This window comes from Stenotrophomonas maltophilia R551-3, from assembly GCF_000020665.1.
Lineage (GTDB): Bacteria > Pseudomonadota > Gammaproteobacteria > Xanthomonadales > Xanthomonadaceae > Stenotrophomonas > Stenotrophomonas maltophilia_L.
In genome coordinates, this window is sequence record NC_011071.1 from 1979510 (window position 1) to 1993149 (window position 13640).

General features: G+C 65.6%; 6 protein-coding genes. 4 read left to right on the forward strand and 2 right to left on the reverse strand.

Going from position 1 to position 13640, the window contains the following annotated elements:
• Window positions 1-380: 380 nt before the first annotated feature.
• The 3 genes from SMAL_RS09065 (at window position 381) to cueR (ending at window position 6500) form a co-directional block, all read left to right on the forward strand.
• Window positions 381-3338, forward strand: coding sequence for a TonB-dependent receptor plug domain-containing protein (locus SMAL_RS09065; protein ID WP_012510893.1), 2958 nt, complete (start codon window positions 381-383; stop codon window positions 3336-3338).
• A gap of 193 nt (window positions 3339-3531) precedes the next feature.
• Window positions 3532-6033 (forward strand): heavy metal translocating P-type ATPase, encoded by a 2502-nt coding sequence (locus SMAL_RS09070; RefSeq protein WP_012510894.1) that lies wholly within the window; start codon window positions 3532-3534, stop codon window positions 6031-6033.
• Window positions 6034-6044: 11 nt separating this feature from the next.
• A complete protein-coding gene (cueR, locus tag SMAL_RS09075) occupies window positions 6045-6500 on the forward strand; it encodes a Cu(I)-responsive transcriptional regulator (RefSeq protein ID WP_006363367.1) in 456 nt (151 codons plus the stop codon).
• 81 nt (window positions 6501-6581) lie between these two features.
• Here cueR and SMAL_RS09080 read toward each other — a convergent pair whose 3' ends face one another.
• On the reverse strand, window positions 6582-6776 hold the full coding sequence (locus SMAL_RS09080; RefSeq protein WP_012510895.1) for a heavy-metal-associated domain-containing protein: 195 nt from the start codon (window positions 6774-6776) through the stop codon (window positions 6582-6584).
• 201 nt (window positions 6777-6977) lie between these two features.
• Window positions 6978-10121: a TonB-dependent receptor gene (locus tag SMAL_RS09085; RefSeq protein ID WP_012510896.1), complete on the reverse strand. Its 3144-nt coding sequence runs from the start codon at window positions 10119-10121 to the stop codon at window positions 6978-6980.
• A gap of 1032 nt (window positions 10122-11153) precedes the next feature.
• Between SMAL_RS09085 and SMAL_RS09090 the strand changes: the two genes are divergently transcribed.
• Window positions 11154-13619, forward strand: a complete 2466-nt coding sequence (locus SMAL_RS09090; RefSeq protein ID WP_012510897.1) for a GH92 family glycosyl hydrolase — start codon at window positions 11154-11156, stop codon at window positions 13617-13619.
• Window positions 13620-13640 lie beyond the last annotated feature (21 nt).

Sequence of the window (13640 nt, forward strand, 5' to 3'; positions counted from 1 at the left end):
CTCCGTAGGAGGGCTCTGACCCCACCCGAGGCAATCGGGTCAGAGCCCCTCTGCGAGGGGATCCGACCCCGTACGCCGGCCCGCCACGGACAAAATAGTTCCGCGCGCGATTGTCGCGATCGTGTCATTGACGTGTGTGCCGTTCTCTCAGCGATGTTTCGCAACTCTTTGATTTTTCTGGATGCCGGCAGCCGATAGCGGCATTCCCTCGGGTGTTGCTGCGTCGCCGCATGCCGGGCGCGGTTCAGCTGTGCTTTAGTTTGGATCGATCCACAGGGGAGGGTGTCGGGACGGTCTTGAACCGATCCAGGTGCCCGGATCAGCCGTAGTGCCGCGCCACCACCCGTCCGTGCGTCCACACTTTCGAAGAGCAACCACCCATGGCTCAGTCCGTTCGCAAGCGTCGTCACCTGCTGTCCCAGGCGTTGATCCTGGCCCTGTTGCCCTTGGCTGCCAGTGCGCAGGAGGCCACCAGTTCGTCTACCAAGGATCTCGATGCGGTCACCGTCACCGGTTCGCGCATCAAGCGCGCCAGCGTTGAAGGCCCGGCGCCGGTCAACGTGATCACCGCCGCGCAGATCCAGAAGGAAGGCTTCGTCAGCGTGTACGACGCGCTGAAGACGCTCACTGAAGCCACCGGCACCGTTGAAGCGGCCTCGCAGTGGGGATCGCATACGCCCAATGCCAGCGGCCTGAACCTGCGCGGGATGGGCCCGAACCGCTCGCTGCTGCTGGTCAACGGTCGCCGCGTGGCGGACTACCCGTTGCCCTACGGTGGCGAAACCAACTTCTCCAACTACGGGAACATTCCCGCTGCCGCGGTGGAGCGCATCGAAGTGCTGACCGGTGGTGCCTCGGCCATCTATGGCTCGGATGCGATCGCCGGTGTGGTCAACGTCATCCTGAAGACCAACTACGACGGCGACGAAGTACGTGTGCGCGGTGGCACCTCCACCGAAGGCGGCCGCGATACCTGGGATCTGTCCTGGGCCGGCGGCAGGACCGGCGACAACTGGAGCGTGACCTACGCGCTGCAGTACACCAAGCGCGATCCGCTGTTCGGACGTGACCGCCCGCAGATGGACGATGCCGACGATGCGCCGTACGCGTCCTGGAACATGGAACAACGCAAGGTCGGCTTCCGTCCCACCGCCGGCCTGGCGCTGATCGATCCCACCACCGGCCAGCGCCTGGCGCCGCCCACCGGCACCTGCGAGAAGTTCGACGGGGAGTACTACACCGCCGATCGCCTGGTCTACAACTACGCCGCCAACACCATCACAAACACCGGCCGCCTGTGCGGCATGAGCGCCGACTACGCCAACTGGCTGCTCACCGGCGGTGCCGAGAACGTGTCCGGCAACCTGTATGCCACCTTCGATTTCAGCAACGACCTGCAGGCCTGGACCAACCTGGCGGTATATCGCTCCGAAGCGATCTGGGGCACCAATCCGCCCAGCGTGTCGCTGATCGACGATGACAATGGCTACTACTGGGATGCCAACCGCAACCGCCCGATCCTCGGCGTGCGCCAGTTCACTCCGAACGAGGTGGGCGGCCTGGATACGCTGCGTAACACCAACCGCGAACTGTCCTGGGACTGGAGTGCGGGCCTGCGCGGCCGCCTCGCCGGCCGCTTCGACTGGAGCGCGACGGTGGGGCGTTCCTACTACCGCGTGGAAGAGCGGCAGAACGTGGTTGACAAGCAGAAGTCGTACGACTATTTCCTCGGCCCGAAGCTGGGTACCACCGCCGACGGCGAGGCGATCTACGCACTGAACGAATCGCGCTGGTGGAACCCGTTGACGCCGGAGCAGTACTGGCAGATGGGCACGGTGGCGAAGAACCGTGCATCCTCATGGGTCAACCAGGCTTCGGCGGACATCACCGGCGAACTGTTCCAGGGATGGGCCGGCCCGATCTCGTTCGCGGCGGTGGCTGAAGTCGCACAGCAGGGCTATCACCTCAGTCCCGATCCACGCGCCGGCATCGACTTCGACCTGCAGAACGTCGATCGCGGTGGCGGCGAGCGCACGCGCTATTCGGCCGGCGTCGAGTTCAAGATCCCGCTGCTGGAAAGCGTGACCGCCACTGCGGCCGCGCGCTATGACCGCTATGGCAACTACAAGGCCGACAGCAGCAGTGAAGCGCTGAACATTGGCAGCCAGAAGGAGACCACCTGGAATGTCGGCCTGGAATGGCGCCCGGTGGAGTCGCTGCTGGTGCGTGGCTCCTATGCCACCAGCTTCCATGCGCCGGACATGCACTACCTACTCGGTCAACCGAGCAGCTCCGAAGTGCAGACCTATGACCGCCTGCGCTGCATCCAGAGCGGCGCGTACCTGGTCAACAACTGTGGCGTGGGCAATACCGATGTCTGGTACACGTTCGATGTGAACCGGCGTGGCACGCCGCTGCTGCGCTCGGAAACCGGCGATTCGTGGACGGTCGGTTTCGTCTGGGACGTGATGCCGAACCTGTCGGTCAGTGCAGATTACTGGGCAATCAAGCTGGAAGACATGATCGTCGACGTTGGCGCCGACGAGGTGCTGGCCAGCGAAGCGGGCTGCCTGACCGGCAAGAACATGGACGGTACGCCGTGGGCCAATCCGGCTGGCGGCGAGTACTGCGCCGGCATCCTCGCCCGCGTGAACCGCGACAGCAACGGCCGTCTGGTATCGATCGAACGCGGCCCGTTCAACCTGGCCAGCCGCGAAGTGCGCGGCATCGACCTGACCGCACGCTACCGCCTGGAAACCGCGCAGTGGGGCAGCTTCCAGCTCGGCTTGAACTACACCAACCAGATCTCGACCAAGGAACAGCGCTACGCCAACGATCCGAACCCGGAACGCCGCGACCGCGACCTGCGCAGCAAGCTGCGCGCGAGCCTGGCCTGGCAGCGCGGCAACTGGAATGCCAATGTCTATGCCGATCGCATCGGTTCGGTGCCGGGCGTGCGCTACCACTGGGGCACCGATCGCCTGAACAATCCTGGCGGCTGCCTGCCGTTCGCCGATGGTTACGTGCCCAGCGACAGCCCGTCGCTCAACTGCCTGGAGCCGGCCACGCGTCCGGACGGCTCGCCGAATCCGAATCCCAACGCCGGCCAGCAGACGGCGCGCTACTACGGGCGGGTCGGGCCGTTCATCACCTGGAACTTCAACGTGGGCTACCAGGTGACCGAACGCGCCAAGGTCAATGTCTACGTCAACAACGTGTTCAATTCGGCCAGTTGGAACCACAAGGATCCGTACAAGCTGGACTACGATTTCGCCCCGACCCGCCTGCTCGGCGCGGTCGGCCGCGAGTTCGCGCTGGAATACGTGTTCACCTTCTGAGGTGGACGGCGGGGGCGTCGGGCCTTGTGCTGCCGGGCATGGCCCGGCGCTACCGGGCGTTGGTAGATCCACGCCATGCGTGGATGTGAAGACCGGGATGCCCCTTCAGGCACGCGGACAGGCTGGATTTGACCTTCCCACGATGGCAAGGTTTAGCCTGTCCGCATCCAGAAGGAACCCCGGGAATCAGATCATGAGCACGCCCCGCGCCATTGCAGCCCCCGCAAGCCCGTCCACCATCAGCCTGTCCATCGAGGGCATGACCTGCGCCAGCTGCGTCGGCCGTGTCGAAGCGGCGCTGTCCAAGGTCGAGGGCGTCGGCAGCGTCTCGGTCAACCTGGCCACCGAACGTGCGGATATCCGCGCGTCCGGCCCGGTCGATCGTGCCGCGCTGATCCAGGCGGTGGAGCGGGTGGGCTACGACGTGCCGGCCGCCACCGTCGAGCTGGCGGTGGAGGGCATGACCTGTGCCTCCTGCGTCGGTCGCGTCGAGCGCGCGCTGCTGGCGGTAGCGGGCGTCAACCAGGCCAGCGTCAACCTGGCCACCGAACGCGCCACGGTGCGCGGCGTGGCCGCTGTGGATGCGCTGGTGGCGGCCATCGACAAGGTCGGTTATGCCGCCCGTGCCATCGAAGCAGGCGTTCAGTCTGATGACGAAGCGGCGGAAAAGAAGGACGCCGAGCGCGCCGAACTGAAGCGCGACCTGATCGTGGCGACCGCGCTGGCGCTGCCGGTGTTCGTGCTGGAGATGGGCTCGCACCTGATTCCCGGCATGCACGAATGGGTGATGGCCAACATCGGCATGCAGACCAGCTGGTACCTGCAGTTCGTACTGACCCTGCTGGTGCTGGCTATTCCCGGCCGCCGCTTCTACCAGAAGGGTTTCCCGGCACTGCTGCGGCTTGCGCCGGACATGAATTCGCTGGTGGCGGTCGGTACCGCCGCAGCGTTCGGTTACTCGGTGGTGGCGACCTTTGCACCGCGGTTGTTGCCGCCGGGCACGGTGAACGTCTACTACGAAGCAGCGGCGGTGATCGTCGCGCTGATCCTGCTCGGCCGCTTCCTCGAGGCGCGCGCCAAGGGCCGTACCTCCGAGGCGATCAAGCGCCTGGTCAACCTGCAGGCCAAGGTCGCGCATGTGATCCGTGACGGCCGCACGATCGAGATTCCGGTCAACGAGGTGCTGAGCGGCGATGTGGTGGAAGTGCGCCCGGGCGAGCGCGTGCCGGTCGATGGCGAGGTGATCGAGGGCCGTAGCTACATCGACGAGTCGATGATCAGTGGCGAGCCGATTCCGGTCGAGAAGCAGCCGGGCAGCAGCGTGGTCGGCGGCACGGTCAATCAGAAAGGTGCACTGACCGTGCGTGCCACGGCGGTGGGCGCGCAGACCATGCTGGCGCAGATCATCCGCATGGTCGAACAGGCACAGGGCTCGAAGCTGCCGATCCAGGCGGTGGTCGACAAGGTCACGCTGTGGTTCGTGCCGGCGGTGATGCTGGCCGCACTGGCCACGTTCCTGGTCTGGTTGATCTTCGGCCCATCGCCGGCGCTGAGCTTCGCGCTGGTCAATGCGGTGGCGGTGCTGATCATTGCCTGCCCGTGCGCGATGGGCCTGGCGACGCCGACGTCGATCATGGTTGGTACCGGCCGTGGCGCCGAAATGGGCGTGCTGTTCCGCAAGGGTGAAGCGCTGCAGTTGCTGAAGGACGCGCAGGTGGTGGCGGTGGACAAGACCGGCACGCTGACCGAAGGCCGCCCGCGCCTGACCGACCTGGAGATCGCCGACGGCTTTGATCGCGCCACAGTGCTGGCCGCCGTCGCCACCGTGGAATCACGTTCGGAGCATCCGATCGCCCGCGCCATTGTCGATGCAGCCACCGAGCAGGGCCTCGCGCTGCCGTCGATGATTGATTTCGAGTCGGTCACCGGCATGGGCGTGCGCGCCAGCGTAGAGAGCGCACGGGTAGAGGTCGGCGCCGATCGCTTCATGCGCGACCTTGGCGTGGATATCACCGCGTTTGCGGCGTTGGCGGCCGAACTCGGCGCGCAGGGCAAGTCGCCGTTGTACGCGGCCGTCGATGGACGCCTGGCAGCGATCATCGCAGTATCCGATCCGATCAAGCCGAGCACGCCGGCCGCGATCGCGGCGCTGCATCAGCTTGGCCTGAAGGTGGCGATGATCACCGGTGACAATGCCGGCACCGCTCAGGCGATCGCGCGCCAGTTGGGTATCGATGAAGTGGTGGCCGAGGTGCTGCCGGAAGGCAAGGTAGAAGCGGTGCGCCGCCTGAAGGCCACGCATGGCCACGTCGCCTTTGTTGGTGACGGCATCAACGATGCGCCGGCGCTGGCCGAGGCCGATGTCGGCCTGGCGATCGGGACCGGCACCGATATCGCGGTGGAGTCGGCCGATGTGGTGCTGATGTCGGGCAACCTGCAGGGCGTGCCGAATGCCATCGCGCTTTCGAAGGCAACGCTGGGCAACATCCGGCAGAACCTGTTCTGGGCCTTCGCCTACAACACCGCGTTGATTCCGGTAGCGGCCGGCGTGCTGTACCCGGTCTGGGGCGTGCTGCTGTCGCCGGTGTTCGCCGCCGGTGCGATGGCGCTGTCCAGCGTGTTCGTGCTGGGCAACGCACTGCGCCTGCGCCGCTTCCAGGCGCCGATGGCGGATGTACCTGCCGCCAGTCATTGAAGGAGAACCGCATGAACATCGGTGAAGCCGCCAAGGCGTCCAGCGTTTCGGCGAAGATGATCCGCTACTACGAACAGATCGGCCTGATTCCCGCGGCCGATCGCACCGAGTCCGGCTACCGGGCGTACTCGCAGGCGGACATTCACCGCCTGCGTTTCATTCGCCGCGCGCGCGATCTCGGCTTCCAGGTCGCCGAGATCACCGACCTGCTGGGTCTGTGGAACGACACCTCGCGGCACAGTGCCGACGTCAAGCATCTTGCCGAACAGCACATCGCCGACCTGGAACAGCGTATCGAAAGCATGCGGCAGATGGCCGACACGCTGAAGTCGTTGATCAGCTGCTGTGCGGGCGATGAGCGCCCGGAATGCCCGATTCTGCAGCGGCTGGGCGAAGACGAAGAAACCCTGGCACCGCCGGAGACCGCGAAGACCGGTGCGGTACGGCGCCGCGCGCACAAGCACTGACCCGGCGTCGCATGCATGAAGAAAACCCGCCCGGTGCAGATGCACCGGGCGGGTTTTTCGTTGCAGGCGCAGGGTAGGGGATCAGGCCGTGCGCGGCGGGAAGCCGGCATCGGTCAGTGCCGCCACGATCTGTGATTCGCTGGCCGAGGTCTGCACCTGCACGCGACGGCTGGCCGGATCTGCCTGCACGCTGGCCTGCGGATCGACCAGCTCGATCGCCTTGGTCACGCTGCGTGCGCAACCGCCGCAGGTCATGCCTTCAACGTGGAATTCCATCTGTAGCTCCTTCGGTGCTCTTGGGGGTGGAGCCAGTGTGCACCTTCCAACATTGGCAGGGTCAAGCGCAGGGCTGAACCGAAGAAAAAGCACCAATGAAAACGGCAGCCACCTGTACCAGCGCGGCTGCCGTGGAGGAACGTCCCCGCCAGGGCGGGGCGTGGGTTGCACCGGGGGGGGCCCGGGCAACCCGGTGTTGCGTTAGAACTTCCAGGTCAGGCCGATGTAGTACTGGCGGCCGGAGTAGGTGTTGGACAGCAGGCGCGCCCTGGTGTCGTTGCCCAGGTGCACGCGCTGCTCGGACTTGGTGACGTTGAGCACCGAGGCCGTCAGCGCCAGGTCTTCGCGGATGTTGTAGGCCGCGTTCAAGTCCAGCTGGTCGTACGGCTCGGAATACGAGCTGAAACCGTTGTTGAGTCCACCGACCACCACGCCACGACGATTGTACGAGGCGCGCGCCAGGAACTTCTCGTTCTCGTAGAACATGGTGAAGTTGGCCTGGTTCTTGGCACTCCCCACCAGCGGCGAAGAACCGATCTGCTCGCCGTTGATCTCCACCGACGCCATGTTGGTGTCGTTGTAGGTGTAGTTGGCCTGGAAGCCGAGGCCAAAGTCGAGGGTGTACTGGCCGTAGATTTCCACGCCCTGCGACACGCCATCGCGGCCGTTGGCCTGGGTCTCGTACTTCTGCACGGTCACGTTCTGGCCGCCGACGTTCATCTGCTGGTCGCGGACCACCGGCACGGTGAAGTTCTTCACGTCCTTGCGGAACAGGCCGACACCGGCCACTGCGCCCGGCTTGAAGTACCACTCCAGGCTCAGGTCGTACTGGGTGGCCTTGAACGGCTCCAGTTCCTTGTTGCTGCCCGAACCGTACCAGCCCGGGTTGGTGGCGCCGCCGGCGACGCGGCGGTCGTTGCTGTACTCGTCGGAGTAGTAGCTCAGGCCGCCCGGGTAGGCGATGTTGGTGTAGCTGGGGCGGGCGATGACCTTCGACGCGGCACCACGCAGCACCAGCGAATCGGTGATGTCCCAGGCGATGTTGAAGCTCGGCAGGATGTCGGTGTAGGTCTTGTCCAGCGAGGACTGCTCGTAGGTCTTGGCGCGTGCCAGATCGTCCGGCAGGCGCACGAAGCCGCTCTCGCAGCCATAGCCGCTGTTGGAGCCGAGCAGCGCGGCCGCCGACGGATCGGTGCAGGCCAACGGCGAACCGGCGGCGTTGTCGGCGAAGTAGTCATTGAAGCGCTCGACCGAATCGCTCGAGGATGCATGCTGCTTGGTCCGTGCCACGCGCACGCCGACATTGCCGCGCAGTCGCTCGGTGCGGAAGTTGGCCTGCAGGTAACCCGAGTACACCTTCTCCTGCACGTCGTAGACGAAGTCTTCCTCGGTGCGGTTCTGCACGCCGCCGTAGCGGTTGTTCAGATAGTCGATGTACGCGGGGTAGTTGATGCCCGGGAACACATTGGCGTTGAACCCACCGGCAATGTTGTCCATCGGCTGCGACAGGAAGAAGCCCGGCTGCGCGATACCGGCGGTCGAATCACAGCCTGCCTGGTAACGCTTGCTGTAGTCGCCAGGGTCGGCACCCTGGCAGACCCAGTAGGTATTGCCGGTGTTGCGGTGGACCTTGCCGTCGCTGTACTTGGCGCCGAACTGGATCGAGTCCAGCCAGCCGGCCTCGAACATCTTGGTCACGTCGGCCTGGAAGTGGTTCTGCTTGACCTCGGTACGCTTCCACGACGAGTCGGTCGAACCGGTATCCACCTCGGCTATGCCGGCCATCAGCTGCTGCTGCAGGTCCGGCGAGAAGTTCACCGACGGGGTGCCGGTCAGGTCCCAGGACGTGGCCGTATTGCCGGCCTGCCACTGGCCATCGACCTGGCGACGCGGCTTGGCCGACATGCGGAAATTCATCGACGGGCCGCCCTCCGACCAGGTCCTGCCACCAGCGAAGCTGGCTTTCCACAGCGGGCTGATGTCCCAGTCGATGGTCAGGTCGGCCGTCTGCGACAGCGCTTTTTCCTTGCTGTAGGTGCCGGTCAGCTGCGGGGTGGGGATGGTGCAGTCATCCGGACCCCAGCCGCCCGGACGCAGGCCGGCTGCGGCCGCCTGATCCTCGCTGCAGATGTAGTTGCGGCCTGGCTGCATCTGGTACTGCGCGCCGGTCACGATGGTGCCGCTGGGGTCCATGGTGAAGCCGTTGAGCATGCGGCCGCCTTCCCAGTTGCCGTCGCCGGCCACGCGCGCCAGGTTCCATTCCGGAACCTTCAGCATGTTCTGGGTGTAGTTGCCCTGCAGCTCGAAGCGGAAGTAATTCGCCGTCATCGTGACGTTGTCGAGCGGCTTGAACTGGAACGTCAGCTGGCCACCGGTGCGCTCGCGGCGCTCGTCACGCACGGCGAAGTTGACCGAGGTCGGCATGAAGAAGCCGGAGTAATGGCCGCCATTCTGGTTGTAGATGCCCGAGCGGCCCCAGAACTGCGATGCATCCGGCAACGCGTTGCCGTACACGTCGACGGCCGGATTGCGGGTGCGGCCGGCAGCATTCCAGACATAGTCATGGATGACGCCGCCATTGGCGTCCACACGGTCGCTGTACCACTGCCAGTCTTCGGTGCTGACTTCCATGCTGCGGTTGGTACGGACCTGCCGGGTCGCACCGATCAGCAGGCCGAAGCGCTCGTCCTTGCTGTGCCAGGAGTACATCGCCGACGCCTGCGGGTCGACGCCGCTGCTGGTGTCGGAAGAGGTACCTTCGATCGAGGCGAAGCCGGAGTTGGCTTTCATGTCCAGCGGACGGCGGGTGCGCAGGATCACGGTGCCGCCGATGCCGCCTTCGTCGATGCGTGCTTCCGGCGTCTTGTACAGCTCCGCCGCCGACAGCATGTTCGAGGGCAGCAGGGTGTAGTTGAACGAACGCGATGCTTCGTCGTTGGTTTCCGAGGTGGCGACGTAGTTGCCGTTCAACTGGGTCAGGGTCAGGTCCGAGGCCAGGCCACGCACGCTGACGTTCTTACCTTCGCCACCACTGCGGGTGATGATCACGCCGGGCACGCGCTGCAGTGCGTCGGCGACGTTCTTGTCGGGGAACTTGCCGACATCTTCAGCGGTGATCACTTCGACCACGGCGTTGGCGTCGCGCTTCTGTTCGAGGCTCTTCTCGATGGCGTAGCGATAGCCGGTGACCTGGACGCTGTCCAGGGTGGTGGCGTCCTGCGCGCCGGCGGAGGCAGCCTGCTGTGCGGCGGCGCCTGCCGGCACGATGGCGGCGGTCAGGGCCAGCGCGATGGCCAGCGACAGTGCGTCGTGACCATGCGTGCGTGTTGAATGCTTCATTCCCATCTCTCCCTCTCTCCTGGATTGATCCGGTGACGTGGCACGGACAACTTGAATCGATCTAATTTGAAGTGACATTGTCGCTATTGCCATGCAGTGGCAGTAGCACCGTGCGCGTGGCCTGGTACGTCCTGTTGCTGCTCCCCCAACTCCCGGCCATCGCAATGTCGTTCTTGGATCGATCTAAGCGATGGGCGGGCGATTTTTAGCATGGGTCGCCCGTGGGCGCATGCTGCTCCGCAATATGGTACTGGCGTGGCGAAGGGATGACGGTTTGCTGAAATCAGTGAAATCGTTTTCGTGCGCAGGGGAGGGTGGGGTGGCAGGGCTGCGCCCTGCACCTGCTGTGAGCTAGGGCAACAGCCAAAGCCAAAGCCAAAGCGGCTCTGGGTTGTCTGTGTGTTGGGCGGGGCGGTGTCGGATTGCGGGGACGCCGTAAACCCGTCCATGGGGGCTTGGCCGCGGCATCCATGCCGCGGACACCCCGCAATCCGACACCGTCCCGCCTTTGACAGTTTCCCGGTGACGGTTGGATGGGTCCTGGAATCACGCGGGGTCATGGGGTCAGATCCGTTTTCCGTTGGAAAACGGATCTGACCCCAATTGATTTCGTTATCTGACAGAGATTCATCCACGCGTGGCGTGGATCCACAGATCGCGGAAATCTGTCGAAGGCGGGGTGGGTCCGGTTGCGGGGGCGTGAGCGCCATGGATGGCGCGACCGAGCCTACATGGACGTATTTACGGCGTCCCCCGCAACCGGACCCACCCCGACTCCCCGCAGGAAACCGGCTTTTGCTGTTGCTTCGGCTTCGGCAGGTGCAGGGCGCAGCCCTGCCGAACACCCCCTCTCATGCTGCGCCGCAGAATGCATTCGGCTGAACCTGCATGTTCTACTTGAATCGATCTAAATTCACGGTCTGGTGGGTCGGGCGTCATTCCAGGGGGAGCTCTCTGCCAGTTGTGGCGGGGCTCAGCGGAACGGTGCCGGACGGCCCCGGCCGTCTGCCTCCGCGTCATCGACTACAGGAACCCGACATGCGTCCAGTGCCGTCCGCTCCCGCCGTCCCATTGTGCTCGCGCCCGCTGATGCGCCTGGCCTGCCTGCTCGCACTGTCGTCAGTGCCGGTGCTGCTGCAGGCCGCTCCGGCGGCGCTGGAGCGCGAGGTCAACACCTTCATCGGCAGCAAGGACGACGGCAACACCTTCCCGGGCGCGTCGGCGCCGTTCGGGCTGATCCAGGTCAGCCCGATCGGCAGCCACTATTCGGGCTGGCGCTATGACGACGAGAAGATCCGCGGTTTCGGCCACTCCTTCATCTCCGGCGCCGGCTGCTGGGAGCAGGGCGGCCAGGTGTCGGTGCTGCCGGTCACGGGCTCGATCGGTCCGGGTGGCGATTTCGATACCGGCAACGCGAAGAAGTTCGACCACAAGGCCTATGCCGCGTCCTACACCCACGACGGCGAGGTCGGCCAGGCCGGCTACTACAAGGTGCGGCTGACCAGCTACGGCGGCATCGATGCCGAGACCACCGCGCGTACGCGTGCCGCCGCCGAGCGCTACACCTTCAGCCAGCGCCAGGGCGATGGCCACGTGCTGGTCAATGTCGGCCAGGCCAACGAGCGCCACTCGGTGATCGGCAGCGTGGTCGATGTGGTCGGCGACCGCGTGGTGGAAGGCAAGCTGGTCACCAAGAGTTTCTGCGGCGGCCATCAGTACACCACCTGGTTCCGCATCGAGTTCGACCGCCCTTTCAAGGCGCATGGCACCTGGGGTGAGGGCGGTGGCCTGCCGGGTGCGCGCCACAGCATGGAAGGCGAGCAGAAGCCGAACGGTGCCTGGCTCAGCTTCGACCTGGCCAAGGGCCAGTCGGTGACGGCGGTCAGCGCGATCTCGCATGTGGATGCCGAAGGCGCGCGCATCAATCTGCGCGCGGACGGCATGCAGGGTGGGGCGCTGCTCGGCTTCGACCGCATGCGCGCACTGTCCCAGCAGTCCTGGCGCGAGCAGCTGGGTCGGGTGCGTGTGCAGGGCGGTACGTCTGATGACCGCACTGTGTTCTACAGTGCGGCCTACCACGCGCTGCTGCAGCCGATGACCGGCAACGATGCCGACGGCCGCTATCGCGGCTATGACGATGGTATCCACCGCGCCGATGGCTGGACCTACTACGAGTACTTCTCGTTGTGGGATACCTACCGCGCGCAGAACCAGTGGCTGGCGCTGACCCGCCCGGACGTGGCGCGTGACATCGGCCGCACCCTGCTGGCGATCGACGAGCAGGGGGGCTGGCTGCCGCGCTGGGGCTATGCCAACTTCGAGACCAACATCATGACCGGCGATCCGGTCACGCCGTTCATGGTCGACCTGTGGCGCTTCGGTGCGCTCAAGGGCCGTGAATCGCAGGCGTGGGATGCGCTGCGCCGCAACGCGTTCGGCACGCCGCCGCTGAACTCGCGGATGGCCGGCCGTTCCGGTAACCCGACCTACCTGGACAAGGGCTACGTGGTCTACGACCGCGCGTTCCCGTCCAAGGGCATGGACGTCGATCCGCACCACGGCGGCTCGGCCACGTTGGAATATGCGCTGGCCGACTGTGCGCTCTCGCAGATGGCCGATGGCCTGGGCCACGCGCAGGACGCGGCGACGCTGCGTGAGCGCGGCCGCAACTGGCGCAAGGTGTGGGACCCGCAGGTGCGTGACGCCGAGACCGGCTTCACCGGTTTCCCGCGCCCGCGTACCGAGGACGGCCAGTGGTACACGCCGGCCGATGGCCACTACAGCCCGCGCTCGCACCATGGTTTCCATGAAGGCACGGCGTGGCAGTACCAGTGGCTGGCGCAGCAGGACGTGCCGGGCCTGGTCGAAGCGATGGACGGCCGCGAACAGGCCGGCCGCCGCCTCGATGCGTTCTTCGCGATGGACGCGCTGCAGGCCGATCCGCTCAATGCCGCCCGCAAGGAGTGGGTGGTCGGGCCGTACAGCTATTACAACCAGTTCCGCTACAACCCGAACAACGAGCCGGACCTCCACTCGCCGTGGCTGTACACGCTGATCGGCCAGCCGTGGAAGACCGCCGCCGTGGTGCGCGCCGCGCAGCAGTTGTTCACCAATGCGCCCAACGGCGTGACCGGCAACGATGACCTCGGCACGATGTCGGCCTGGTACCTGTTCAGTGCCATCGGTGTGTATCCGGCGGTGCCGGGCAGCGGCCAGTTCCTGCTGCACACCCCGCGTTTCAGCAAGGTGGAAGTGGACATGGGCAATGGCCGCACGCTGCGCATCGACGCGCCGGGCGCCGATGGCCGCCGCCTGCAGTACGTGCAGGGCGTGCAGGTCGATGGCCAGGTGCATGCACCGGTGTGGCTGGACTGGAACCGCCTGCAGCAGGGCCCGCGCCTGCAGTTCGCACTCGATGCGAAGGCGCCGGAGCAGGGCTGGGGCACGGCGGTGAAGGACCTGCCGGTATCCTGGTGCGCGGCACCGGGCAGCCAGCTGCGCTGAGACGGACTGTGCCGTTCGCGG

Coding starts and splice junctions, on each gene's coding strand:
- SMAL_RS09090 (WP_012510897.1), top strand. CDS start 11,154: ATGCGTCCAGTGCCGTCCGCTCCCGCCGTCCCATTGTGCTCGCGCCCG.
- SMAL_RS09070 (WP_012510894.1), top strand. CDS start 3,532: ATGAGCACGCCCCGCGCCATTGCAGCCCCCGCAAGCCCGTCCACCATC.
- cueR (WP_006363367.1), top strand. CDS start 6,045: ATGAACATCGGTGAAGCCGCCAAGGCGTCCAGCGTTTCGGCGAAGATG.
- SMAL_RS09065 (WP_012510893.1), top strand. CDS start 381: ATGGCTCAGTCCGTTCGCAAGCGTCGTCACCTGCTGTCCCAGGCGTTG.
- SMAL_RS09080 (WP_012510895.1), bottom strand. CDS start 6,776: ATGGAATTCCACGTTGAAGGCATGACCTGCGGCGGTTGCGCACGCAGC.
- SMAL_RS09085 (WP_012510896.1), bottom strand. CDS start 10,121: ATGGGAATGAAGCATTCAACACGCACGCATGGTCACGACGCACTGTCG.